Here is a 25484-nt window from a genome sequence, read left to right as displayed (position 1 = left end):
TGTTTGAATTGCAGAAAAGAGAGAGCCGTGATTTATTAATATAGCACTCCAATAGTAAAGCACGTCTGGATGATGGTGTTTACATTGAACAGAACGGCAGAAAGCAGCGAAACTGTAACCCGAAGTTTGGAGAACCTCTGTTTGGTAGATAGTGCGGAGAAATGCGCTAACAGTCAGAGTTCTGTAATCGCGCTAAAGCAAGGCGCACGTAGCCGGGAGTGGCGTACCCTTCTCAAGCATCACAACGCAGCAGATGCATGCTTCAGGTCGCGCTCTACGGGTCGTAAAACCAGAGGGCACAAGCAGTTAATAGAGGTGCCCTTAAGCCTGCATACGCTTTGCTGGCGCAAGAATCAGACCCATGGTCTCTTCACTCTTGGCAACCATCTCTTCTACCAGGGAGGCAACCGTATCTGCGCTGAGGCCTGTGGTCTCCCAGGCTGTGGGGGCAATGGCCCAGAGCATCTCATCCACCGAGAGTCCAACCATATGGCCGTTGGCAACTGCTTTTGCAATATGGATGAGTGAGACCTCTATAGGGTTTTCAACTGCGTTTTCAGGTGCATTGTGATATCCCGCTACTTCAATGAAACTCTCTGGGAGTTGCCAGGAGCGCATCAATTCCGCACCGACATCAAGGTGGGTGAAGCCAAGTATCTCTTGTTCAGTCTGCGGCAGAATCCAGTTATCTCCACCGGTGATATGAAGAATATCCCTTGACTCATTCGGTAGTGACAAGTAGATCACCAGTCGGCCGATGTCATGCAACACACCCATCACAAGGAGTCTTTCGCTGTGCAGAACATTACAACGTTCAGCCAGGATTTTCGCCATTACCCCGGTGGTTACCGAGTGGCTCCAGAAATCCGCCATATTGACCATCTCTTCAGGGATGCCAACGAAGGTACTTTGGGCAGCAGTAGCCAACACCAGATTGCGCAGCTCATCTGCACCCATCAGCGTCACTGCTCGCGATAATGTTTCTATCTTTGAGCGTTGACCAAATGCAGGGCTATTGACCAGGCGGAGAATACGCGCAGATATGTCGGTATCCTGAATGACTATATCTGCCACTTCGGGGGCCGAATAGTCTCCTGTTCCCAATAATTGATTTACCTTGATACAGACATCTGGCAAAGAGACAAGGTGGTCTAAATTGTTTACAAGGCTTTTGGGATCCATGGTGTTTCCAAGTCGATTTGTTGTATGTCTGTCGCTGACTGTAATCGATTCAAATATTTAGTGTCATTGAATCTGAAAAAATGAGAACTGGTTTGGTTTTTTGGGATACTAAATCGCACATTTTAGAATGGATCTAAGTAATTGTTTTAGCAACTGTTCTGTAAAGAAAGCACTGAGCAGGGTATGGACTTAAAATTTGTCGCCAACCCCGTTAATGGTCTTCACCATAGCTGGCTAATAGATGCATTTCCTCTCTTTAACTGAGCAGAATGAGTTACTCAGGGGTTGCTATAGATGCTTCAACATTCAATGCGGCTTGTATACAGCGAAGCAAACCATAATCATATACTCCCTCAAGTGCTTCGTAGACCGGTTTCAATTTACCATCATCAGCAAATTGTTCAAAGGCGAAACGTATTGCCTTTAGTTGCTCACTGGAGAGGGTTGATACCTGCGCCAGTGGCAAACCACGGCTTTCAATTGCTGTTGCCAAATGATTATAGACTGTTGTCAGCGTCAGGCTACGCTGATCGGCAATGGCTTCTATGGCCTCTCCTTTTTTCAGTAGCATTACAGTTTCTGATACTGTATCGAATCCACTGTCAGTCGATAGCTCGTCGAAGTTGTTCAGGCAGCTGAGAAACTGATCGCCATAGGCTTCCAGTTTGCGCTCACCAACACCTGAGATCTGGGCAAGCTGCTGCAAAGTCCGTGGGTGCTTTTCCAGCATCTCCATCAGCGTGGCATCATGAAAAATCATATAGGCGGGCACCCCTTGATCTTCTGCCAGGGATTTGCGCAGTGTGCGCAAGGATTCCCAAAGGTTCTGGTTTGCTTTTACACGGGCACTATCTTTTGAGGTTTTGCGCCCACTGCGTTTTTCTGGTTTCCGCAATTTGCGCAAAAAGAGCTTGCTTTCACCACGCAGCACAGGTCGGCTTTTTTCTGTGAGATGAAGTCCGCCATGACCTTCCAGGTCGACAGTGAGTAGTCCATGAGCAATTAATTGACGGTAGATAGCCCGCCACTCACCAGCACTGAATTCGGCACCGATGCCGTAGGTGCTGACCTGATTGTGATTGAAGCGTCTGATGCGGTCATTATCTTTACCCAATAGAACATCGATTAAGTAGTTGACCCCAAATCTCTGTCCCGTTCTATGCACGCATGAGAGTGCTTTCTGGGCGGCTTCAGTTGCATCCCAGGTTTGGGGGGGTTGTAGGCAGGTATCACAGTTGCCGCAGGCAGACTCCAGTGTGTCAGAAAAATAGTCCAACAGTGCCTGGCGGCGACAGCTGGTGATTTCGCACAAGGCCAGCATTGCATCCAGTTTATGTCTTTCCACACGCTTATGGGATTCGTCAGCATCAGAACCTGCCTGCATCTGGCGTAGGGTAATGACATCTTGAAGCCCATAGATCATCCAGGCATCGGCAGGTAAGCCGTCGCGACCGGCGCGACCGGTCTCCTGGTAATAGGCTTCGATACTTTTGGGCAGGTTGAGATGAGCGACGAATCGTACATCCGGTTTGTCTATGCCCATTCCAAAAGCGATGGTCGCAACAATGACAACACCGTCTTCACGTAGAAAGCGGTTTTGATGTGCTTGTCGTGTCTGGTTGTCCAAGCCCGCATGGTAGGGCAGGGCATCAATGCCTTCAGTCCGCAGCCAGCTTGAGATTTCGTCTACACGCTTGCGTGACAGACAGTAGATTATGCCTGCATCTCCTGGATGCTCCAGCTGGATGAAACTCAATAATCGCTGTCGACTATTACCATCGTTCTCCATGATCTGGTAGCGAATATTGGGTCGATCGAATCCAACGACGAACTGATTTGCACTGCCGAGAGAGAGGCGTTGAGCTATCTCTTGTCGAGTGGCCAGATCGGCAGTTGCTGTCAGGGCAACCCTGGGGACTTGCGGAAATTGTTCTGCCAGTTGGCTGAGCTGAATATATTCCGGACGAAAGTCATGACCCCATTGGGAGACGCAGTGGGCCTCATCGATGGCAAACAGAGCCAGTCGACTCTGGTGCAGCAGATCCAGCATGCGCGGTATGAGGAGCCTCTCTGGTGCGACGTAGAGCAGATCGATCTCTGCAGCCAGCAGTTGCTGCTCTATCCGGCTGCTCTCTTCAGCTGTCAGGGTTGAGTTGAGATAGGCGGCTCGAATGCCCAATTGGGTCAATCCATCGACCTGATCCTTCATTAGGGCAATAAGTGGTGATACCACTATCCCAACCCCCGATCTGATCATTGATGGAATCTGGTAGCAGAGAGATTTACCACCACCGGTCGGCATGATCACTAGGGCGTCCCCATCTGTCAGCAGATGGTGAATGATCTGGTCCTGGGGTGGACGGAAATCGTGATAGCCGAAGCTATGCTGCAGAATTGCTCTGGCTTGGTCTAACTCAGTGGAACTGTTTTCTCTATCTGTCATCCTTGACATTATCCTGTCCTTTTGTCGTCTTGTCAGGAGGAATGATACCTTAAACAGGCCCTAACAACTGTATGGCTACCTGGCTGGGGGATATTAAGCCGATGTTGAAGTCATTTACGCATGGGACTAAGGTGCCCGATAACACGACTCCGGTTCGAGCGTGCTCAGGTGGCCATGCCTTATGAGATAGCACCATCGGCTCAGGTCGAGTGCTACGATATGGTGTATGGGAAAACCCGAGGGTGAGTTCACAGACTACCAGTCGTCATCGGGCACCTTGCCAGGGCAATCTCTTGAATCAATCGATAACAGGATAATTGGGAAAAATAATGTGTGGATTATGTGGTGAATTACGGTTTGATGGCGCCCCTGCTGATCTGGGAGCAATCGACCGAATGAACCAGCAGATCCGGCGGCGTGGGCCGGATCATGGGGGCAGTTTTAGTGATGGATCCTTGGCAATGGGGCATCGCAGGCTATCCATTATCGATCTCTCAGTGCATGCCAACCAGCCGATGGTGGATCAAAAGCTCAATCTGACCCTTGTTTTTAATGGCAGCATATACAACTACAAGGAGTTGCGTGAAACCCTGATTGGTATGGGTTACCAGTTCTTCTCCAATGGTGACACAGAGGTCATTCTCAAGGCATATCACGCCTGGGGTGAGGATTGTGTTGGTCGTCTCTCTGGTATGTTCGCCTTTGCAATCTGGGATGCTCAGCGACAACGCCTGTTCATGGCTAGGGACAGGTTTGGTATCAAACCACTCTACTATAGCCAGAGCGGTAACTGTTTTCGTTTTGCCTCCAATACCCAGGCGCTGCTTGCAGCAGGCGATGTGGATACCTCCCTGGATCAGGTGGCACTGCACTACCAGTTTACCCTGCATGGTGTTGTACCTGCGCCGCATACGATTTTTAAAGGGATTAGAAAGCTCTCCCCTGGCCACAGCATGATGATCGAGGCCAATGGCAAACAGCATATCCGTCGCTATTGGCACTACAGCGCTATCCGCCCCGCTCAGCCGATGTCCGATGGGGAGTGGCTCGAGGCTATCCATGATGAACTGCGCGAAGCTGTACGCAGACGTAATGAAATTGCTGATGTTCCGGTTGGTGTATTGCTTTCCGGCGGGCTTGATTCGAGTCTGTTGGTAGCCCTGCTGGCTGAGGCCGGTGTAGATGATTTGCGCACCTTTTCTGTTGGATTTGAGGATCAGCCGGAAGAGAAGGGCAATGAGTTTGAATACTCAGATCCCGTTGCTGAAATGTATCAGACACAGCACCACAAGTTTCTGGTGCCGAATGGGGATGTGTTGAAGCGACTGCCCGAGGCGGTCGACAATATGTCGGAACCGATGTTTGGACAGGATGCGGTGGCTTTCTTCCTTTTGGGTGAGCAGGTTTCACAACAGATCAAGGTAGTGCAGTCCGGACAGGGTGCAGATGAGGTGTTTGGGGGCTATTTCTGGTACTCACGCATCATGGAGGAGAGGGAAGGTGAAGCTGTAGATCGTTTTGCAAAGCACTACTTTGATCGTGATCATGACGAGTATCTACGTATGGTTACTGATCAATACGGGGCTGGTGATTACACTCGGGAACTGATTGCCAGTAAGTTACGGGAGAGCAATGGCGAGACATTGATCGACGCAGTAATGCATACCGATCAAACCATGCTGATTGTCGATGATCCCGTTAAACGTGTGGATAACATGACCATGGCTTGGGGTTTGGAAGCCAGGGTGCCCTTTCTTGATCATCATCTGGTTGAGCTGGCTGCCCGATGCCCACCGGAGCTTAAGTTGCGGGACGGTGGGAAGTATCCACTGAAAGCCATGGCCAGAGGTATCCTCCCCGATTCAGTGATTGATCGCCCAAAGGGCTACTTTCCTATGCCGGCCCTGAAATATGTGCGAGGAGAATTTCTGGAGTTCATGAGTGATATTCTGAACTCCCAGGCAGCACGGGAACGTGGGGTTTTTCAGCAGAAATATATTGATATGTTGATGGCTTCTCCGGAGATGCACCACACACGGATTCGCGGTAGTAAGCTCTGGCATATCGCGTTGTTTGAATTTTGGTTACAAAAGCATTTACTGGCCGCAACCTAGATATAACGATAGTCAGGGCGACAACAATGGCTCATCCCTCATCAAACGGCAGCGCCGAGCAGAGGGTTTGCCTAGGGCTTCTGTGAACAGACCTCTAGTAGCACATCGACAGCCTCTGGACAGAATTGGCTGCCGCTCTCCTGAGTAATAATCTCCAAGGCTTTATCAATCTCAATTTGTCGCCGGTAGCTGCGTGTCGTGGTCATCGCATCGTAGGCATCCACTACTGAGATAATGCGTGAAATGATAGGGGTCTGCTCCCCTTTCAGCCGTTCAGGGTATCCTTTTCCGTCCCACTGCTCATGATGGTGCAACACACAGACCGCAACTTCATCGAGAATTGGATTACCCAGGCAGCGGAGCATGTTTGAGGCAATGATCGGGTGTTGCTTAATGCCATCATACTCTTCCCCAGAGAGCTTACCTGGCTTCAGTAGGATATGATCTGGAATACCGATCTTACCGATGTCGTGGAAACCGGCAGCTAAAGAGAGTATGTCCATCTGATGATCGCTCAGGCCTAGTTGGCGACCGATACACTCTGCCATTGAGACCACGCGCTCTGAGTGGGCGAGCGTGTAGCTGTCCCTGGCTTGTAGCGCATGTTTGAGGATGGTCTCCAGCTTGAAGCCAATATGGCTTTCGAGAAGCGAGACGCAACGCGTCAAATCGGGGTTTTGGTCTTCGGTCACTGGGAGGTTACAACCCGTTTCGATGTTGGATAAACCAGAGAAGAATCCGGCTATTAGATATTGAACGCAATATAGAAAGTTCGATGATATCGATTTTTAACTTCTTGGCAGCAAGTTTGTCAAATCTATTTAGGCGTTAATGACCATACCCCAAGCCATGAAATCTGTTATCAACTATGCAATCAGTGATCCGCTTCCTGGCTGCTCAGTAGTAGAGTCTGTCATGCTTCGTGACAATGAGGTAACCGTTTACCCTGTGCTTCTAAGGGTTTTAAGCTATGCTGCAGGAATAAGTAGTGAGTAAGCACTCTCTATCAGAGGTTTTTTCTTAGTTGCCAAAGCGTTAGAATTTCCCTAAATAATCCGTGCTTGAAAAGTGTCAGATAAGACTCCAGTTAAGTACGACAAACGACTATTTCGAGGTGCAAAGATGGACGTAATGGATCGAATCAAAGATCAGGTCGAGAGCAATCCGGTTGTGATCTACATGAAGGGAACGCCACAATTTCCAATGTGTGGTTTCTCCTCCAGGGCTGCTGCCGCACTACAGGATTGCGGAGTGCCTTTTGCTTATGTGAATGTACTGGCCGATCCTGAGATTTTTGAGAATCTGCCTCGTTTTGCAGATTGGCCAACCTTTCCCCAGGTCTATATTGACGGAGAGTTGGTGGGTGGCTGCGATATCACCCTTGAGATGCACCAGAATGGTGAACTGAAGAGCATGATGGAAGAGGCTGCGGCTAAGGTTGCCTCTGCTGGGGAAAGTCAGGCCGAATGACGAAGTGGGATACGAGATTTCTTGGACTGGCTTCCTACATATCTGCTTGGAGTAAAGACCCCTCATCGCAGGTTGGCGCTGTGATTACTGACGGCAACCGCATCATCTCACTCGGTTACAACGGATTTGCTGCTGGTGTGGAGGATAAGCAGGAGCGTCTGGGGGATCGCGCATGCAAGCTCAATCTGACCATTCATGCCGAAGAGAATGCGATGATTTTTGCAAAAAGGGATTTGAGTGGTTGCACCGTCTACGTCACCCATCCGCCCTGTCCCCGATGTGCCTCCAAGCTGATCCAGGAGGAGGTGGGGCGTATCGTCTATGTGACCCCTAGCGAGGATTTTCTCTCCCGCTGGTCAGATGATATCAAGTTGTCCGCTGAGATGTATCGGGAGGCTGGGGTAGAGATAACCCAGTACGATCTGCACGAAATCAATCATCAAAATGCCTCCATTACCATTGCTCCAGGAGGCTTGTTCAAGAACGTTATGAATCTGTTTCTGCAGGATTAGTTCTATCTCCAGCTACCATTTACTGCCGCCGAAATCTCCTCCACTGCGAGGGGATTCAAAAGCCAGCATATGTCAGCTTTCGAGATATGAGAATTGATGAATTACCAATAGCCGAAAACTGAAATCAGTACTATGAACTCTCTTTAACAAAATTGTAGTGACTGGATTATGAGGGTATGCATAACCTGGTGTGGTGCCAATCAAGGCATCGACAGTTCATTGAGTACCATTCGGTAGGTTTTCCCCCCTTGGACACGTTCAATTTTGATCGGAAGGTAGCCAAGCTCAGGGGCGAACCATATGGTGTAGTCAGACTCTTTTGAAGCCTTACTGCGCTCAACCCTCAGGCACTGATAGGTGCCATAGTCAGTTTCAACCCTCTCTTCCCCTACGACTTCAAAGTGATAATGTTTCAACTTGCCGCCATCTGCTACCTGGTAACTGATCTGCCGTTGACCCTGAGCCAAATGAATCCTTACTTGCAGTTGCTGACTGAGTTTATCCTGGGTGTCGCTTGTAATGGCCTGGGACCAGGTTATGCCATGGCTGGTGGTTGCGGCGCTCTGTTCGGGCCAATGGAACTCTACGATACTACTCTCGGAATTCTCATCCCCATCTTTGTAGGTGTAGTGATCGGGAATGATCTGCCCTTGCTGGATGCTGCCACTGCTCTCTTCGATCACTTCATGTCTGCTGAATATTCCGGCCAACATACCGGGTTGAGTGTGTGCACTATAGGTGTATGCCGTACCACTCTGATCCAGGTTGAATTTCAGAGTTAAACGTCCCAGGGGGATGATGTTACGTTTTACTTTGAATGCTGCTGAAAAGGGCTCCAGCACTTCACTCGCAGCTACAGTAAGCGATAGAGATGAGATAAAAAACAGTCCCAACAGCCAATTTACAAGGAGTGGGCGGCGGCTCATAGGCTTACCTGATAGGGTCCTGAGGCGTGAATACCACCGGTTGTTGCAGAATCCTGTTGTCCAGAATGACCTCTCCATTTTCATTCAGTTTAAGTCGCTCCTCAGCAAACCAGCGCAGCGCCAATGGGTAGAGCTGGTGCTCTTTCTCCAGTACCCGTTTTGCCAGGCTATCCGCATTATCCTGTGCTAGAACAGTTACCTGGGCTTGAGCAATGAGTGGGCCACCATCCAGCTTTTCAGTCACAAAGTGTATGCTGGCACCATGCAGTTTATCCCCGGCTGCGAGCGCCTGGCTATGGGTGCGCAGACCGGTATATTTAGGCAGCAGGGATGGATGGATGTTCAACATTCGTCCAGCATAGTGGCCTACAAACTCGTTGGTTAAAATGCGCATAAACCCGGCTAATACAAGCAGGTCGGGATTGTATCCGTCGATCAGAGTCATCAATGCCTGGTCATAGCTTGAACGATCCTGATATTCATTGTGGTCGAGTATTGCAGTTTCGATTCCAGCTGATGATGCCCTTTCCAGACCAAATGCCCCAGCTCGGTTGCTGATGACTGCGGTAATCTGGATAGGCAGGTCCGCCTGGGCTGCATCGATGATCGCTTGCAGATTACTGCCTTTGCCTGATATCAATACCACGACCCGGAGTCGCTGCAATGGGGTCATGCCAGGGATCCGGTTACCACTACAGCTTTGTCATGCTCAGAAGCAGACTCGATTTTACCCAGCTCCCACGCTGTTTCGCCCAGATCGTTGAGTAGTTTCAGGGTGGATTGGGCATCCTCTTCAGAGACACATACCACCATACCAACGCCACTATTAAAGGTTCTCAACATTTCGTCAGACGCCAGATTACCCTGTTGACGAAGCCAGTTGAAGATTGGAGAGAGGGTCCAGCTGTCACTATCGATCACTGCACAGCAATCTGCTGGCAATACCCGGGGCAGGTTTTCAAGTAATCCACCACCTGTTATGTGGGCAAGGGCATGAATCTCGACCTTTTGCATCAGTGCCAGCAAGGATTTGACATAAATTCGGGTTGGCGCCAACAGGGCTTGGCCGAGGTTGGTTTCACCTATCGGCTGGTTCAGGTCTGCCTCGCTCACTTCAAGAATCTTACGAATCAGCGAGTAACCGTTGGAGTGTGGGCCTGATGATGCGAGGCCGATCAAGGTATCTCCAGCTTTGACACGATCCGCTTGTATCAGTTGACTCTTTTCTGCGATACCGACACAAAAGCCAGCAAGGTCATAGTCACCAGAGTCGTAGATACCAGGCATTTCCGCCGTTTCACCCCCGGTCAGAGCGGCGCCAGCCAGTTCACACCCTTTTGCGATACCCCGTACTACGTCCGTTGCTACTTCGATGTCCAGCTTACCTGTGGCGTAGTAGTCGAGGAAGAACAGGGGCTCTGCACCGGCCACTACGATGTCATTGACACACATGGCAACTAGATCGATGCCGATGGTATCGTGCTTGTTCAACTCCAGGGCAAGTTTCAGTTTCGTGCCTACACCATCAGTTCCGGAAACCAGTACAGGTTCCCGGTAACGATCCAAAGGCAGCTCGAAGAGGGCTCCGAAACCACCTAAGCCGGCAAGTACACCCGGACGAAAGGTCTGTTTGACAATCGGTTTGATACGTTCGACCAGTTCATTGCCTGCATCTATATCTACTCCGGCATCCCGGTAACTTAACGAAGCAGGTTGGTTTGGATTGGACTCATGGGCCACGAGGCAGTTCTCCAGATTGTCATAAAATTCAGAACGGAATTCTAACAGAAGATCATAGCCCAGGTAGGTTTGTGAGCCATGAATTTTCATCTTTTTTCCAAGCGCGTTAAGATGGCCGATTCGATTAGTTAACAGGCCCTAGGAGTATGTGATCTGAAATGAATCAATTTCCAGTGCAGCTATTTTTCAAACTGTTGTCTCTATCCCTGTTGTTGGCGCTCTGCTCCTCAGCATATGCCGAGTCGGTGACTAATTTGTATGAAGCCGAAGTGCCGGTCTCGGGACAGAGTGCTGAAGCGCGTACCAAAGGCATTCGTGATGCATTTGCCGGGGTATTGGTGAAAGTCAGTGGAGATAGTAGTCTGCGTGACAATTCCGATTTGGCTCAACTACTCAAAAGAGCGTCTGGATTAGTCCAGCAATATAGGTATAAATCGCTGGACTCAGGTAGTGAGGCCGTTGCTGCAAATGCACCCGACCGATTGTTATGGGCTCGCTTTGATGAGAGGGCAGTCAATCGACTGCTACGTGAGAGTGGTATTCCTGTCTGGGGGGAGACTCGCCCCTCCATGCTGGTCTGGTTGGGAGAGGAGAAGGGAACCCGCAGAGTTCTTATCTCTCCAGAGCGGGAAGCGGGGCTGAAACGACAGCTGACTGGTGTTGCCGACTTCAGGGGAATGCCTCTGGTCTGGCCGTTGATGGATATCGAAGACCAGAACGCCTTGCAGGTCAGTGACTTGTGGGGTGGGTTCGAAGAAAATATCCGACGAGCATCCGACCGTTATCTGCCTGATGTGATACTTGTGGGAAGGCTCTCCCATCGTGGACGCAGCAGTTGGCGGGGAGAGTGGATGCTCTACCTGCCCGATAAGATCATTCGATGGCAGGCACATGCCAACAGCAAACAGGCCTTAGCCCGTGAGGGCATTGAGCAGGCGGTGGATGCACTTGCTCTACGCTTTGCACCACAACAAGTGAGTCAAGGTGTTGCCAACCTGAGATTAAGGGTGCATGGGCTACCCCATCTTGCAGATTATGTATTGGTACAGGATTATCTTCGCTCCTTAGCGATGATCGAAAATGTGGATCTGCTCTCTGCTGGTGAAGAGAAGGTGAGTTTCCTATTACGGGTGCATGGAGGCCGTGACGCACTGGTGCGGGGTATTCAGTTGGGCTCCGTGCTTGAGCCGGTGGTGTTACAGGAGAGTCCGGATCCTGATCAGCCAGACAATATCAGCGATGAGATGGTGGATGGAGAAGGGTTGGATTACCGTCTGCGCTGATCTCTATTGGCAGTGAGGTAGGGCCTGTTAACACTAATCGAATCGACTCTGTTACCCTGAAAAAGCGCCAATGAAGGCGCGAGGAGAGAGGTTTGGTCACTCCAAATGAACGACGAACAACGCCGAGAGGCGCTTTTTCAGGGGTAACCCGAGGGGCTGAGGCTATTTTTCCGCCCAGCGTCGTTATCATTCGCTCATGTAGAATGACTACACTTCGCTTATTCTGCCTTGCTGGACAAAAAAATAGTCTCAGCAGGGCCGATTCGATTAGTGTTAACAGGCCCTAGGAAGAGATGCAGCTTAGTGACATTCCGAATCTGATCAGCATTTTAAGAATCCTGCTGACCCTGCCTATTGTCTGGTTGCTGTTTGAGCAGCAGTTTTCCCATGCATTGATTCTGTTTGCCGTAGCCGGGTTTTCAGACGGATTGGATGGCTATCTGGCGAAACGCTTTGGTTGGCAGAGTTACTTGGGAGGGTTGCTGGATCCCCTGGCTGACAAAGCACTGCTGATGAGTTCATTTCTGGTGCTGGGTGGCCAGGGCCTAATTCCTATCTGGTTGGTGATTCTGGTGATTTTTCGTGATCTGACTATTGTGGGTGGGGCGCTCTACTATAACTTCAGTGTTGAAGAGGTTGATGCAAATCCGAGTCTGGTCAGTAAATTGAATACTTTACTGCAGATCATGCTGGTACTTTTGGTGGTTACCGATGCGGGCCCCTTTCCCTTGCCATATCCGCTGCTTGAATGGCTGACCTGGACAACAGGGCTGACAACATTGATAAGCGGTGTTGCTTATGTTTGGGTGTGGAGTAATAAGGCGCGTAGGAAAGGGTGGCACATCTGAATCCGGGGTAGGATAGGGTAAGCGGATTTTATTTCCTCTATTTATTAACCTACTGAATAGATAGGTTTTTTCAGGGCTTCTGCATGCAACTGATCGAGGTGTGGCTCGCTGAAAGGAGCGATTACATTGCCAGGCTCATTTTTTAGTTGTCTTAACTATTTGATATATAAATGATAATCTACAGTATGCCCGGGTTTGGACTGGACTATCAAAAACTTGCGAAGGCGTAGTGCTGCGGCATATTGATAGGTTAATGTTGGTTGGCAAACAGTGGCTGGGTGAGAAACATACAATCCGACCGAATTCGCAGTTTTGCGGGCATGGCGCTTGTGATGCCAAGCAGCTAGACTATAGTTGGAAAAAATAAGTGTCTATGTGACTTACGGAGAAAAGTTAATGAGAGTTACCACTTCTATTGTTGGCATTGGCCTGCTGTTGTCTTCCGCTGTTTCTCAAGCGGAAATATTTGCCGATGGCTCAGGTATTGAGGGAAACAACTACTTTGGGGTAATAGTTGCCTCACCTCAATATAAAGAGGATGACAGCAATACTGATTTCAGGGGAACAGGTCTGATCGCCCGCGGTGGGCGGGAATTTTTCAAATATATAGCCGTGGAAGGCCATTTTGGGATTTTCAGTGGTGACACAGTCGATGACAACAATTATCAGATAGATTACATGGCCAGCCTTTTTGCCAGAGGTAACCTCTACCTTTTTGATGATCGCGCCAGAGCCTATTTAATGGCCGGTGTGACCTATTTTGCGGGGGATGTGCCCAGATTCAAGGGAGATGATGATGTCGCTCCGGCATTTGGCTTGGGTCTTGAGCTCTACGGCAATGAGCGTAACGCCTTAACCTTCGAAGTAATGCGCTATGCCGATGGTGACCTCCACAATGTCGATTACAAGATCGACTCAATCAATCTGGGTTATCTGCACCGCTTCTGATATCAGACAGCTTACGGCAGTGGCGGATCGCTCCCCCACTGCCTATTTAAAAGGGTAGCTCAAGCTGAGCTCATGCTATCCATTCCATTGAGGTCTCAGCTGAAAACTGTTGACGCTTCGAAAACCGGTCCGTCTACACACACCCGCTTCATTGCCGGACCTTCATTTGTCTCTACCTCAACCACACATCCAGCACAGCCGCCGATGGCGCAAGCCATAAACTCTTCAAGTGAAACCTGGCAGGGAACATTCCATTCTCTGGCCATAGCAGCCACTGCCTGCAACATTGGGTGGGGGCCGCAAGCGAAGATCTCAATCTGTCCACGGGTCTCCCTGTCGAGGCTCCTGAACCAGCTTTGAGCCAATTCGGTCACATAACCCTGGAAGCAGCCGCTGTATCCCTGAAGGCTGGCAAGACGGGAACCCACACCCCAATCATCAAGCAGTGGCATTCCGGCGATGACGCCATCCGGCATGCCTGGGATGAGGATTTTTGAAGGTGTTGGCTGAAAGGGAAAGGGGACTTCCGAGCCGAGAATAATAAATGGTTGTTTATCTTTTTCCCCGCGCATGCTCTCAGCAAGAAATACCATCGGAGGCATGCCAACACCACCACCTATTAACAGGGGTCTGGAGCGCTCAGGTGAGGGTTTAAAGGGGTTGCCAATCGGTCCCATGACGCTGATATGTTCACCCTGTTTGCGTTGTGCCAGCAGACTGGTGCCTTTTCCAACCCGTTTGTAGAGCAGATCGATCCAGCCCTCTTTGTAAGAGCTGCGCATGATCGAGATGGGGCGTCTCATCGGAAGCTGGGGGTCGCAAGTTATATGGACAAAGCTACCAGGCTTGGCTTTGGCCGCACAGTGAGGCGTCAGTAAGCGCATCACGAATTGATCGCCTTCGAACGCTTCGTGGCTGATGATTTCAGCCTCTTCAACAAATACAGAGTTATGGTGTGGTTTGCTCATTTAGTTTCTTCACAGAAGACCAATCGGCCTTTTAAAAATGTGTGTGTGACCTGGCCAGGCATCTCCCAGCCGGTAAAGGGTGTGTTTTTGCCTGCACTTTGAAGCCGATCTGTGGAGACATGCCAGTGCTGTTGCGGATCGTAGATACAGATATCTGCTGAGAGTCCTGGGGAGAGTCTGCCCAAGGGAAGACCGAGGATATCCGCAGGTCCACAGGTGAGGCGTGCGATTGCACTGCTCAAGTCCATCACCCCTTGTTCCACAAGTTTCAGGGTTAGAGGCAGTAGGGTGTCAATCCCCGATATGCCTGGCTCCGTATCAGGAAATGGGGCGGATTTCGCATCCGCCTCATGGGGTTGATGATCAGAGCAGATGGCCTGTATGACATTCTCAGCCACCGCTTTTCTCAGTCCATCCCGGTCGCTGTCTGTGCGCAGAGGTGGTCTGACATGATGATTGCTGTCGAAACCCTCCATATCCAGCTCCGTCAGATGTAGCTGATGGATTGCAACATCAGCGCTGACTCTGCGACCTTCACGTTTTGCCCAAGCCATGGTGCGTGCAGCACTGGCGCTTGAGAGGGCATGAAAGTGGATCACAGCGCCGGTGGTCTCCGCCAGGGCAAGATCTCTAGCCACTGCCACAGTTTCAGCGGCTTCCGGTATGCCAGGCAGACCCAGGCGGTCGGCTACTTTGCCTTCGTGGGCGCAGCCATTGTTACAGAGGTGCTGGTCTTCAGGGCGGATGATGGTCAACAGATTGAAAGTGGAGGCATACTCCATCGCGCGTCGTTGTACCAGGGTATTCTTTAAGGGGGTGTAGTTGTTGGTTACCGCAATACAACCGGCGGCTTTGAGTGCCGCCATTTCACTCAATCGTTCACCATCGAGGTTTTTTGTCAGCGCACCTTGGGGAAGTAGTCTGCAATAACCGGCCTTTCGGGCTTTGTGTCGTATTTGTCCGACCACCGCCGGGGTGTCGATGACCGGTATGGTATCTGGGGGACAGCATAGGGTTGTAATACCGCTGCGGGCGGCGCTGGCTGTTTCACTGGCAATGGTAGCTTTGTGCTCCTCTCCCGGTTCCCTGAGGCTGACACTCAGGTCGATCAGACCGGGACAGACAATCTGGCCAGTGGCATCGAATTTACGACTTGCCTGGAAATCATCCGGTGCAGTGCCCAGGCAGAGAATTTTACCGCCAGAGATGTGGAGGTCAGTAATTTCATCAATACCGTTGGCTGGGTCGATAACCCGTCCGTTGAGGATAGTGAAATCTTTTTTCTTCTTTTTCATACAGCGACCTCCTGAGTACGCAGATTTTGCGTACCGATCACCATCGAGATGATCGCCATACGAATGGCTATACCGTAGCTGACCTGCTGCAGTATCACTGACTTTGATCCATCGGCGACTTGAGAATCCATCTCCACTCCCCGGTTGATTGGTCCGGGATGCATCACAATGGCATCCGGATTCGCCAGTGCCAAACGTCTTTCTGTGAGGCCATAGAGCTTAAAATACTCGTGTTCAGAGGGGAGCAGTGCACCCTGCATTCGCTCTTTTTGCAAACGTAGCATAATGATCACGTCAACGTCTCTGACGCCCTCATCGAAGTCGTGATAGACATGAACACCAAGGCTGCGGGCATCGGAGGGTAGCAGGGTTCGTGGCGCCACGACCCGCACTTCAGAGACCCCTAAGGTATTGAGTGCCAGAATCTGGGAACGAGCTACGCGAGAGTGAAGAATGTCTCCCACGATCGCTACCCGCAGGCCAACAAACTCGCCTTTGTGTCGACGGATAGTAAACATGTCGAGCATGGCCTGAGTCGGATGAGCATGGCGCCCGTCCCCGGCATTGATCACCCCCACGCCACGGTCGGCATGTTGAGCGATGAAATGGGCAGCGCCACTGGTCGAATGACGCACAATGAACATATCCACGTGCATCGCTTCCAGATTTCTTAAGGTATCCAGCAGGGTCTCACCCTTTGAAGTGGCAGATGCACTGATATTGAGATTGAGCACATCTGCAGAGAGTCGCTTTGCTGCGAGTTCGAAGGTGGTTCTGGTGCGGGTGCTGTTTTCGAAAAACAGATTGGCAACCACCTTGCCCCGACAGAGGGGTACTTTTTTGATGGTACGTTCAGATACTCCGGTGAATCCTTCTGCAGTATCGAGTATTTCAGTGAGTATCGACTGATTGAGTCCGTCGATTGTGAGGAAATGGAGCAGTCGCTGCTCCTCATCCAGCTGTAGGGCCTTGTTGCTCAGACTCATCTATCCTTTCCTTGTTCATCGCCTCTGGAAGTCCGGTTTGTTTTGCCGCCAATAATCAGTCCCAAGGGGTCGGGTCCGATCAAGGTGATGTGTTGATCCGTCTCGAGACTGGGGTGAAGTCCGGTGACATCCGGCTGTATCGGTAACTCCCGACCGCTTCTGTCGACCAGGGTGGCGAGAATGATGGAAGCGGGCCTGCCATAATCGAAAATCTCATTCAGAGCGGCTCTGATAGTGCGGCCAGTCTGCAGTACATCATCGACCAGTATGATGTGTCGGTCATCCACAGGAACCGGCAGGTCTGAAGGGTGAACTTCCGGGTTCATGCCGATGCGTGTGAAATCATCCCGGTAAAATGAGATGTCCAGGGTGCCGAGTGGATCTTTCAATCCCAGCTCCTGGTGCAGTCTTTCAGCCAGCCATACACCACCAGTTCGAATGCCAACCATCAGCGGGGCGGTGATATCCCTCTCATGCAGTAGTGTCCAGATCTTGCCTGCCATGACATCGACAAGGGATTCCACGCCATCGGCGTGCATGAAAGTTTTGTTATCGCTCATTGAACCAGGTTTCCAATATCAGTTTGGCGGCTACCGCGTCATAATCTTCGAGCCGTTTGGCCCGATGTCCCAACCTGTCCCTGGCCTCGAAGGAGGTAAATCGTTCATCTGCCAGATGGACGGTCAAGTGGAAACGGCCTTCGAGCTGTCGTGAAAAGCGTAATGCGGGTTGTGTTGCATCGGTTTCACTATCATCCACATCAAGCGGCAGGCCAACCACCAGGGCCTGAGGCTGCCACTCATCAATCAACTGTTTAATCCGCTCCCAATCAGGCTTGTGGTTAACCAATTCGAGGGTTTCCAGCGGGGTTGCTGTTCCCGTCAGGCTCTGTCCCACAGCAACGCCTATCTTACGGGTACCAAAATCAAATCCCAACAGGGTATCTGTTTGTGCCACCTTGTTATGCGTGTCCTGCATCACCGCTCAGCAGGTTAAGATCAATTCCCAACAAGTCTGCAGCAGCCTGCCAACGCTCCTTGCTGGCCCGTTTGAAGATGATATTGTTTTCAGCTGGCCCACTCAGCCAGACGTTTTGCGCTATCTCATTTTCCAGCTGCCCGGCTCCCCAACTTGCATATCCCAGGGCAACCAGGTTTCGCTCAGGGCCCTTACCGGCGGCAATTGCCTCGAGAATATCCAACGAAGTGGTAACACTGATATCAGTAGTAACCTTCAGTGTCGAGGACCAATCCGAGTCGCTATCATGCAGCACAAAGCCACGATCACTTTGTACCGGGCCACCAGTGTATACTGGTTGTTCCGCGATTTTTTCGGTGCTTACCGGAATCTTCAGCTGCTCGAAAATATCTGCAAGATGGAGCTCCATCGGGCGATTGATCACTATTCCCATGGCGCCATCATTGGAGTGTTCACAAATATAAGTCACCGTATGGAAGAAATTCGGATCCTCGAGTTGCGGCATCGCGATGAGAAAGTGGTTGGTCAGGTTGGTATTGGGGCTCATAGTTTATAGTATCCAATCGCTGGCAGGTGGCTGCAATAGTTATTCTGCGTTGAGTTTGCCGCTACGCAAAAATTGCCAGGTACGTGTGATGTCAAGAATGTCCGTCTCTTTACGTATTTCATTTGGGAAGGGAGAGAAGGGAGCCGCGAGTCGAACGATGCGTACAGCGGCATCGTCAAGAATCTTGTGACCAGACGAATGGAGTACGCGTATCTGCTCAACACTGCCATCTGTCTTTACAGCAACATGCAGTACCAGATTGCCGTAGAGACTGTCTCTTTTGGCTTGATCCGGATAATTCAGGTTACCAATCCGCTCTACCTTACGTCGCCAGGCATCAAGATAGGAGGCATATTTATACTCTTTGGTGCTGGCGCTGATCGCTTTACGTTTGGGTAGTTTGGCATAGGCCTCGGTTTTTCGCTCCAATTCTGCGGTCAGTCTGGCAATTTCCATATTCTTGCTGGCCAGCAATTGTCTGGCTGAGGGGAGGGGCTGCAACTGAGGCAGAGTGGTATCCGGAGAGGTCTTTATATCTGAGATCTCTGTCGTTAGCGGATCCTGTTTGGGTTGCAGTGTCTGTTGAGCTTCTGGAGGCCGGGCGATTTGTGGCACTGCTGAGGGTAGGGGAGTCTCAGCTATTTGCGGTTTCTCCTTCTCACTCTGCTCTCCGCCACCGGTCTGGGAGGTTTGGGCCAGATAATCCGCTTCCTCCTCCTCTTTTGGCTGTTCACTGGGTCGTCTGACCACCATCACTTCAAGGCTCTGTTGCCGAAACTCAGGCTTGTTGGGTTCAAAGGGCTTGAAGGTAATGCCAAGAATTACAAAGGCATGCAAGGCCGTGGCAGCGAACAGACCGATACCAAGAATGTCAGATTGGTTTTGGGTTGAAATCATAAATTGAGTTTAGCTGCTATCGAGTCCATCAGGTCGCCGGCTATGTCCAAATCAAACAGGCGGTCAAGCTCCCTAATACATGTGGGGCTGGTGACGTTGATTTCAGTTAAATAGTCACCGATCACATCGAGGCCGGCGAACAGAATACCACGGGATTTCAGCTCCGGGCCTACTTGTTGCGCGATCCATAGGTCTCTCTCTGACAGGGGTACCCCTTCGCCTCTGCCACCAGCGGCCAGATTGCCCCGAGTCTCACCTTCAGCAGGTATTCTGGCGAGCGCATAAGGGACAGGTTCACCATCTATCATCAGGATACGTTTATCACCTTTGTCGATCTCCGCAATAAAGCGTTGCGCCATCGTATATTGACTCCCGTGTTGAGTCAGTGTTTCGATGATTACGCCGATATTCGGGTCCTTTTGGGTTATGCGGAAGATTGAGGCACCCCCCATACCACCTAGTGGTTTGAGAATAATGTCACCATGAATGCCATGAAATTCACGAATCTCTTCACTATTTCGGGTAACAAGGGTAGGTGGCGTGCATTGGGGAAAGAGGGCTGTGAACAGTTTCTCGTTGGCATCCCTTAAACTATTGGGCCGATTGACAATCAGACACCCCTCAGACTCAGCCTGTTGAAGCAGATAGGTTGTATATATGTACTCCATGTCAAAAGGCGGGTCTTTACGCATCAGTACCACGTCCAGCTGATGCAGAGGCATTCGCTGAGACTGACCAAATTCGAACCAATTGTCAGCATCATCCTTAACTTTTAGATTCCGGCTCTCTGCCCAGCAGGCGCCATCCTTTAGGGAGAGATCCTGCTGCTCAAGGTAGTGGATTCCCCAGCCTCTTGACTGGGCCGCCAGCAACATCGCGAATGTGCTGTCTTTATGTACCTTGATGGAGTCAATTGGATCCATCACTACGCCGAGTTGGATAGTCATAAGATATTTGCGGCCCTGGATATAGTTGGGGTGGTATTACTTGCTTGGATAATAAATTTTTAAAAAAATTAGTGGTCAATCTTCAGCAAGCCATAATAATGCCTCTTTGGGCTGCTTTGAAATGGCCAAATCACGTAAACAGGAATTTTTTCATCCTGGGCTTGATGCTACGAATTTATAGAAGATGAGGCGTTATGGCTTGGCAGCCAATCCCCGTCTGTCTTGTGGTCTGGCACCAAACCAGAATCGCCTTAAGTTTTTCAATGGCTTGCCGCTAGTATGTGCTACATGTTGTTAGGAGTAACTGAATTTATCCCCCTAAGTTAATGAATTGGGAAGTATATTCTTGATGCGGGCTGGTTGTCTTGCTATTTTGTTGGGGTAAATTCGAGGTTATGGACTTGACCGAAAGGGAGGAGAGCCACTGCACATAAGATTTCAGTCAAAAACTAGCGCAGTGTTGTCATTTATTGCTTAAAAATAGAGAGGTGTGTTGCTATGGCGGCACAAACCACCAGTTTTAGAATGATGAGATGCGTCAGTTTTAAGCGGCCTGCAATCGCCTTGTGTTTGGTTGGTTCTCTGTCTCAGGTCTCTATCGCAGATGAGGATGACTATCTGTCGGAGATTTCGATTGAGGCAAAAAAGGTCGATTCCGAACTGCCGACAAAGGGAGAATCGACTCAGAATAGTGAAGTTGGCTCGGTCGAGAATGCAGCTCGAATAGCATTTGAAGAGGATCTGAAGTCTCGTTACATGGGGAGCTACACTTTTTATCAGAAGTTACCCAGACGAGCCCGGGAAGAAGTTTATGAGGAATATATTGGTGGCGCTTCAATTGATGAGATCAGAAAAAAAATTATGAATCGTTTTCTAAATCAGTAGAGAAGTATTAGCTCGGAAATGTTGTCAAGGATTGTTTTATTTATCCCGATGCCAGATCAACTTAAACCTGAAAGGTATAGTGATGAATTGCTGTATTAACTTGATATTTCGAGTCTCCTTGCTGCTTTTGCCGCTGATCGCAGTTGCTGAAGAAGCAACCGACGGGAAAGATCTCGAGGTTAAGCTATCATCTGAAAAGCCATTTACCCATGTCATACATGAAGGCCGTGCAGTCAAAGTGCAACGGATTCAGGATCCCGATTACCAACTTAAGGGTTACTACGCCAAGACAGCGCGAAAATGTCCACCATTCTGTTTACAGCCAATGCAGGTCGATCCTCAGGTGGCGACCATTGGTGAGATTGAGCTTTTTGATTTCATGGAAGGGAAGTTACGAGATAAAACCGGTCTGTTAATTGATGCGAGGACGGCTGAGTGGTTTAATCGTGGCACTATTCCTGGTTCCATCAACATTCCATTTATAGGCTTGAGTAAGCCTGGAACTCCGGAAATGGAACAGGCGCTGTTGCTTTTTGGGGTCAGACCCAGGGGCAGTGTTGGCGCGATCTCCCTTAAGCTTGAGCAGATGGGAATATTGGGAAATGAGGAAATGACTGAAAAATGGGATTTCAGCAACGCAAAAGATCTTGTGCTTTGGTGTAATGGCCCGGAGTGTGGCCAGTCGCCTCGTGCAATCAAAGGATTATTGAAAGTGGGCTACCCAGCCAACAAAATTTTCTATTACCGTGGTGGCATGCAGTTGTGGCAATTATGGGGCCTTACAACTGTAGTGCCGGGCGAGTAACCGATTTTTATGAATATGTCCGTGACATGAGGATTTCAACGTGAGTGGTGATGAAACTGAAAAGGACATCTCTGGTGTCAAAGTCATGGTCATCGATGACAGTAAAACCATTCGGCGCACAGCCGAAAGTCTGCTGAAAAAAGCGGGCTGTGATGTATCAACGGCTACAGATGGTTTTGAGGCATTGGCTATGATCGCTGACCACCATCCTGACGTGATTTTTGTCGATATTATGATGCCTCGTCTTGATGGTTATCAGACCTGTGCACTGATCAAACACAACGATGTGTACAAAAATATACCGGTCATCATGCTATCCAGTAAGGATGGTCTGTTCGATCGGGCACGGGGCAGGATTGTAGGTTCAGAACAATACTTGACCAAACCATTTACCAAGGATGAGCTTTTAGGCGCAATCCGGCGCTATGTTAGTAGTGCTGCATAAGTAGTAACAGTTGCGATTTGGTTTGAGATGGCTGCTATCCAACAGGATGAAAGCTGGATTTAAAGACATTCTTGGATCAGCCGATAAGGACTAGAACCAATGGGCAGAGAGATTCGATGATCAAAAATATATTTCGCAGGGGTCGCGAAGAGTCAGTAGAGAGCAATATCCCATCTACTGGTGAGACCAAGGGTAGGATTCTCGTGGTCGATGATTCGCCCACTGAGGTTGTCGTTTTCAAAAAAATCCTTGCTAAGCATGGTTACGAGATACTCGTGGCAACCGATGGGCAGGAAGGGGTGGACATTGCCAAGCAGGAGTTGCCCGACCTCATACTTATGGATGTGGTGATGCCGGTCCTCAACGGATTTCAGGCGACACGTCAGCTGAAGAATAACGAAGCAACCGCGAAGATTCCGGTGATCATGGTAACCACTAAGGACCAGCAGACCGATATCAATTGGGGGATGCGCCAAGGGGCTACTGAATATATGGTAAAACCTGTCTCACCTGCAGAACTGCTGCACAAGATTAAGGCGTTGATCAATGCCTGATGACGCTATGCAACAGAGCGTTATAGAGACACCGCAAGCGGTGGTTCAACTATTGGCAAACCTGGAGCAACGCAGCCGGGACAGTGCCAAAGGACTCCCTCAGCAAGAACTTATCCAGAGTTATTGGGAAGGGGTGATGTTCTACGTTGGCGAGAGTCGTTTTATCGCGCCACTCAGTAGTGTCAAAGAGATTCTTAATTATCCAACTGCTCTGACTCCGGTTCCAGGCTCGAAGCCTTGGATGATGGGGGTTGCCAATGTACGCGGCACCCTGATCCCGGTAATCGATCTTCAGCTGTTTCTTATCGGTAGAAAGACCCGTCGTACTCGCAGAAGCCGGGTTCTCGTGTTCACTATGGGAAGTGGCTTAAGTGGTGTGCTGGTAGGAGAGATGGTAGGTATGCGCCACTTTACCAGGGAGTCTGCTAAAGAGATGCAGTCGGTTAAAGAAAAATTTTCAAAATATGTTCAGTTTGAATTCGACCAGGACGGGATGGCTTGGCCGGTGTTTAGTCTGCAGGCATTAGCAGACGATCCGGCGTTTCAGATCGCCGCAACCTGACACCATGAGAATAACTGGATTTAGGATTTGGGCTTAAGCTTTCGGGAGAAAGAAGAATGAAAGGCAAACGCGTGGGTGGAACTCTGCCCTCAAATAAGGTCATCACCACATTGGCTATTCTGGTGCTGGTGTGTCTTATCCTGGCACTGGTGACCTTCTTGCATACAACCCAGCGGGAGTCCTACGACGAACAGTATTTGATTCGCGCAGCTGAACAGCAGGTGTTGTCTCAGCGGATTGCTAAATACGCCCTTTCTGCGGCCCGAGGTGAGCTCGAATCATTTAAACCGTTGCAGAAAAGTCGCGACCGATTCGAAAATATCATGTGGGAACTTAAGAATGGTGGAGGCGCTGCCAGTGATCTCCCCGGTTCTCCAGATGAAGTAAAAACCGAATTGGCTGAGCTTGAGAATAAATGGCTGGCACTACGCAGCAACATTGATGAAATCCTCAAAGCACAGGAAAATATTCTGGCGATTGATGAATTCTCTGCAATTATTTCGGAATTCGTACCTCAACTTCAGGAGCTTTCGGAAGAGTTGGCCGAGGTTCTAATCAACAGTAACGCACCGAGACGTCAGGTCTACATCGCTACTGAGCAGGAGATGTTGATTCAGAGAATCAATTCGAATGTTAATCAGGTACTGGCCGGTGGACAGAAAACAGCTGCTGCCATTGATCAGTTCAGCCGTGACGCAGATCTCTTTGGACGAATTCTCGAAGGTCTGCGAACTGGTGATAAGGAGATGAGCATAGCCCAGGTTAAAGACAAGATCGCTCTACAGCGTCTTGATGATGTGGCAACCCTGTTCGCAACCATCCAAGACAATGCGGCAGAGATTATTCAGAATATCCCGGATGTATTACCAGCTCTTGAAGCTGCATCAGTGGTTAGTGGTTCTTCAGACCAGGTCAGTTCCGCTGCGGAGACTATGATTGCCGCATATGGCCAATCTCCAGGACGGTTTTCCTTACTCGGAATCAAAGCAGGCCCAGGTATGATCGCTGTATTCGGTGGTGCTGCCGCAATCTTCCTGGTAATGCTTGGTATGCAGTTGGTCGTTGATGCTCAGCGTCGTGAGCAGGCGAGTAAACAGCAGAACGAAAACAACCAGAAGGCCATTTTGCAGCTGCTCGACGAAATGGGTGACCTGGCTGATGGTGACCTGACCGTTACCGCCAGTGTGACCGAAGATATTACAGGCGCTATTGCTGACTCCATCAACTACGCGATCGAAGCGCTGCGTGAACTGGTTACCACTATCAATCAGACTTCAGAGCAGGTCTCCGGTGCAACCCAGGAGAGTCGTGCCACCGCGATGCATCTTGCTGAGGCGAGTGAGCATCAGGCTGAACAGATCACACAAGCCAATGGTTCCATTGGTGAAATGACCGATGCGATTGATCAGATGTCACAAGACGCGACTGAATCGGCGGAAGTTGCCAAGCGCTCTGTGGAAATCGCCAGCACGGGTGCTGATACGGTACGTAATACCATCACAGGCATGGATAACATTCGTGAACAGATCCAGGAGACCTCTAAACGTATCAAACGTTTGGGTGAAAGCTCCCAGGAGATTGGTGACATCGTTGAGTTGATCGATGATATTGCCGACCAAACCAATATTCTGGCGTTGAATGCTGCGATGCAGGCCGCGATGGCCGGTGAAGCAGGTCGAGGCTTCGCGGTTGTTGCCGACGAGGTACAAAGATTGGCTGAGCGTTCTATCAACGCTACCAAACAGATTGAAGCACTGGTTAAGACCATTCAGGCAGACACCAATGAAGCGGTGACTTCGATGGAAGCCAGTACCTCTGGTGTAGTTAAAGGGGCAACCCTCGCGGAAGACGCTGGTGAAGCTCTGAAAGAGATCGAAAGTGTTTCGCAATATATTGCTGACTTGACGGGCAAAATCGCTACCTCCGCACAGACTCAGTCGGATCAGGCGGTGAACGTTAAAGATACAATGAGCGTCATTCAGGAGATCACCAATCAGACATCGGAAGGTACACACCAGACCGCGAATTCCATTGGTGCTCTGGCCGACCTCTCTGATCAGCTGCAAAAGTCGGTTGCCGGATTCCGTCTGCCAGCCTGATCAAATTGAAGCCAACCCACTGGGTGGATGTATAAGCATGGTCAATAGTC

At 50.0% G+C, this 25484-nt stretch carries 26 protein-coding genes; 12 read left to right on the top strand and 14 right to left on the bottom strand.

Annotated elements, in window-relative coordinates:
* Positions 1 to 321: 321 nt before the first annotated feature.
* Together AC4IFB_RS03845 and recQ are read right to left on the bottom strand one after the other, a co-directional pair.
* A complete protein-coding gene (locus AC4IFB_RS03845; RefSeq protein ID WP_490775273.1) occupies positions 322 to 1182 on the bottom strand; it encodes an HDOD domain-containing protein in 861 nt (286 codons plus the stop codon).
* Between the two features lie 274 nt (positions 1183 to 1456).
* Positions 1457 to 3625 (bottom strand): DNA helicase RecQ, encoded by a 2169-nt coding sequence (gene recQ, locus AC4IFB_RS03840; RefSeq protein WP_490779464.1) that lies wholly within the window; start codon positions 3623 to 3625, stop codon positions 1457 to 1459.
* A 329-nt stretch (positions 3626 to 3954) separates the two neighbouring features.
* Between recQ and AC4IFB_RS03835 the strand changes: the two genes are divergently transcribed.
* Positions 3955 to 5739, top strand: coding sequence for an N-acetylglutaminylglutamine amidotransferase (locus AC4IFB_RS03835; RefSeq protein WP_490775274.1), 1785 nt, complete (start codon positions 3955 to 3957; stop codon positions 5737 to 5739).
* Positions 5740 to 5810: 71 nt separating this feature from the next.
* Here the strand turns inward: AC4IFB_RS03835 and AC4IFB_RS03830 are convergent, their stop codons facing one another.
* Complete coding sequence (locus AC4IFB_RS03830) at positions 5811 to 6431, bottom strand: HD-GYP domain-containing protein (RefSeq protein WP_490779440.1); 621 nt, start codon at positions 6429 to 6431, stop codon at positions 5811 to 5813.
* A 430-nt stretch (positions 6432 to 6861) separates the two neighbouring features.
* Between AC4IFB_RS03830 and grxD the strand changes: the two genes are divergently transcribed.
* A complete protein-coding gene (grxD, locus tag AC4IFB_RS03825; protein WP_490775311.1) occupies positions 6862 to 7209 on the top strand; it encodes a Grx4 family monothiol glutaredoxin in 348 nt (115 codons plus the stop codon).
* Positions 7206 to 7721: a dCMP deaminase family protein gene (locus AC4IFB_RS03820; RefSeq protein ID WP_490775276.1), complete on the top strand. Its 516-nt coding sequence runs from the start codon at positions 7206 to 7208 to the stop codon at positions 7719 to 7721. Before grxD ends, AC4IFB_RS03820 begins: the two co-directional genes overlap by 4 nt.
* Before the next feature lie 200 nt (positions 7722 to 7921).
* Here the strand turns inward: AC4IFB_RS03820 and AC4IFB_RS03815 are convergent, their stop codons facing one another.
* Genes AC4IFB_RS03815 through purM form a run of 3 tightly spaced genes read right to left on the bottom strand, consistent with a single transcriptional unit; the run spans position 7922 to position 10387 of the window.
* Positions 7922 to 8647 (bottom strand): DUF3108 domain-containing protein, encoded by a 726-nt coding sequence (locus AC4IFB_RS03815; protein ID WP_490779439.1) that lies wholly within the window; start codon positions 8645 to 8647, stop codon positions 7922 to 7924.
* Between the two features lie 4 nt (positions 8648 to 8651).
* Positions 8652 to 9320 (bottom strand): phosphoribosylglycinamide formyltransferase, encoded by a 669-nt coding sequence (gene purN, locus AC4IFB_RS03810; RefSeq protein WP_490779438.1) that lies wholly within the window; start codon positions 9318 to 9320, stop codon positions 8652 to 8654.
* Positions 9317 to 10387 (bottom strand): phosphoribosylformylglycinamidine cyclo-ligase, encoded by a 1071-nt coding sequence (gene purM / locus AC4IFB_RS03805; RefSeq protein ID WP_490775312.1) that lies wholly within the window; start codon positions 10385 to 10387, stop codon positions 9317 to 9319. The genes purN and purM overlap by 4 nt, the downstream gene beginning before the upstream one ends.
* Before the next feature lie 158 nt (positions 10388 to 10545).
* On the opposite strand from purM, the gene AC4IFB_RS03800 reads away from it, so the two are divergent.
* The 3 genes from AC4IFB_RS03800 (at position 10546) to AC4IFB_RS03790 (ending at position 13466) form a co-directional block, all read left to right on the top strand.
* On the top strand, positions 10546 to 11670 hold the full coding sequence (locus tag AC4IFB_RS03800; RefSeq protein WP_490779437.1) for a DUF2066 domain-containing protein: 1125 nt from the start codon (positions 10546 to 10548) through the stop codon (positions 11668 to 11670).
* Positions 11671 to 11963: 293 nt separating this feature from the next.
* Positions 11964 to 12518: a CDP-alcohol phosphatidyltransferase family protein gene (locus AC4IFB_RS03795; RefSeq protein WP_490775280.1), complete on the top strand. Its 555-nt coding sequence runs from the start codon at positions 11964 to 11966 to the stop codon at positions 12516 to 12518.
* 396 nt (positions 12519 to 12914) lie between these two features.
* Positions 12915 to 13466, top strand: coding sequence for a hypothetical protein (locus AC4IFB_RS03790; protein ID WP_490775281.1), 552 nt, complete (start codon positions 12915 to 12917; stop codon positions 13464 to 13466).
* Positions 13467 to 13561: 95 nt separating this feature from the next.
* On the opposite strand, the gene AC4IFB_RS03785 is transcribed toward AC4IFB_RS03790, so the two are convergent.
* From AC4IFB_RS03785 to gshB, 8 genes are read right to left on the bottom strand one after another with little or no spacing between them, the layout of a single operon-like run.
* A complete protein-coding gene (locus AC4IFB_RS03785; RefSeq protein ID WP_490775282.1) occupies positions 13562 to 14434 on the bottom strand; it encodes a dihydroorotate dehydrogenase electron transfer subunit in 873 nt (290 codons plus the stop codon).
* On the bottom strand, positions 14431 to 15729 hold the full coding sequence (locus AC4IFB_RS03780) for a dihydroorotase (RefSeq protein WP_490775283.1): 1299 nt from the start codon (positions 15727 to 15729) through the stop codon (positions 14431 to 14433). Before AC4IFB_RS03780 ends, AC4IFB_RS03785 begins: the two co-directional genes overlap by 4 nt.
* Positions 15726 to 16715: an aspartate carbamoyltransferase catalytic subunit gene (locus tag AC4IFB_RS03775; protein WP_490775284.1), complete on the bottom strand. Its 990-nt coding sequence runs from the start codon at positions 16713 to 16715 to the stop codon at positions 15726 to 15728. The genes AC4IFB_RS03780 and AC4IFB_RS03775 overlap by 4 nt, the downstream gene beginning before the upstream one ends.
* Entirely contained in the window at positions 16712 to 17275 is a 564-nt protein-coding gene (pyrR, locus tag AC4IFB_RS03770) for a bifunctional pyr operon transcriptional regulator/uracil phosphoribosyltransferase PyrR (protein ID WP_490775285.1), read from the bottom strand. Before pyrR ends, AC4IFB_RS03775 begins: the two co-directional genes overlap by 4 nt.
* A complete protein-coding gene (gene ruvX / locus AC4IFB_RS03765; RefSeq protein ID WP_490775286.1) occupies positions 17265 to 17693 on the bottom strand; it encodes a Holliday junction resolvase RuvX in 429 nt (142 codons plus the stop codon). The genes pyrR and ruvX overlap by 11 nt, the downstream gene beginning before the upstream one ends.
* Positions 17677 to 18240 carry a YqgE/AlgH family protein gene (locus AC4IFB_RS03760; RefSeq protein WP_490775287.1) on the bottom strand — a complete coding sequence of 188 codons (564 nt, stop codon included), beginning with the start codon at positions 18238 to 18240 and terminating at the stop codon, positions 17677 to 17679. The genes ruvX and AC4IFB_RS03760 overlap by 17 nt, the downstream gene beginning before the upstream one ends.
* Positions 18241 to 18279: 39 nt before the next feature.
* Positions 18280 to 19137 (bottom strand): energy transducer TonB, encoded by an 858-nt coding sequence (locus AC4IFB_RS03755; RefSeq protein ID WP_490779436.1) that lies wholly within the window; start codon positions 19135 to 19137, stop codon positions 18280 to 18282.
* The gene (gshB, locus tag AC4IFB_RS03750) at positions 19134 to 20084 is read right to left on the bottom strand and encodes a glutathione synthase (RefSeq protein WP_490775289.1); all 951 of its coding nucleotides are present in this window, start codon (positions 20082 to 20084) and stop codon (positions 19134 to 19136) included. The genes AC4IFB_RS03755 and gshB overlap by 4 nt, the downstream gene beginning before the upstream one ends.
* Before the next feature lie 498 nt (positions 20085 to 20582).
* Between gshB and AC4IFB_RS03745 the strand changes: the two genes are divergently transcribed.
* The 6 genes from AC4IFB_RS03745 to AC4IFB_RS03720 all read left to right on the top strand — a co-directional run bounded on the left by AC4IFB_RS03745 (position 20583) and on the right by AC4IFB_RS03720 (position 25434).
* Entirely contained in the window at positions 20583 to 20969 is a 387-nt protein-coding gene (locus AC4IFB_RS03745) for a hypothetical protein (RefSeq protein ID WP_490775290.1), read from the top strand.
* 82 nt (positions 20970 to 21051) lie between these two features.
* Positions 21052 to 21774 carry a rhodanese-like domain-containing protein gene (locus AC4IFB_RS03740; RefSeq protein ID WP_490779435.1) on the top strand — a complete coding sequence of 241 codons (723 nt, stop codon included), beginning with the start codon at positions 21052 to 21054 and terminating at the stop codon, positions 21772 to 21774.
* A gap of 85 nt (positions 21775 to 21859) precedes the next feature.
* Positions 21860 to 22219, top strand: a complete 360-nt coding sequence (pilG, locus tag AC4IFB_RS03735; protein ID WP_490775313.1) for a twitching motility response regulator PilG — start codon at positions 21860 to 21862, stop codon at positions 22217 to 22219.
* A 116-nt stretch (positions 22220 to 22335) separates the two neighbouring features.
* Positions 22336 to 22773, top strand: a complete 438-nt coding sequence (locus AC4IFB_RS03730; RefSeq protein ID WP_490775292.1) for a response regulator — start codon at positions 22336 to 22338, stop codon at positions 22771 to 22773.
* Entirely contained in the window at positions 22766 to 23335 is a 570-nt protein-coding gene (locus AC4IFB_RS03725) for a chemotaxis protein CheW (RefSeq protein WP_490775293.1), read from the top strand. Before AC4IFB_RS03730 ends, AC4IFB_RS03725 begins: the two co-directional genes overlap by 8 nt.
* Positions 23336 to 23391: 56 nt before the next feature.
* Positions 23392 to 25434 (top strand): methyl-accepting chemotaxis protein, encoded by a 2043-nt coding sequence (locus AC4IFB_RS03720; RefSeq protein ID WP_490775294.1) that lies wholly within the window; start codon positions 23392 to 23394, stop codon positions 25432 to 25434.
* Positions 25435 to 25484: the final 50 nt, after the last annotated feature.

This window comes from Candidatus Thiodiazotropha sp. AKIB8 (assembly GCF_058244675.1).
Note: the sequence above shows the minus strand (reverse complement) of the source record. Positions and strands in the feature narration are given on the sequence as shown.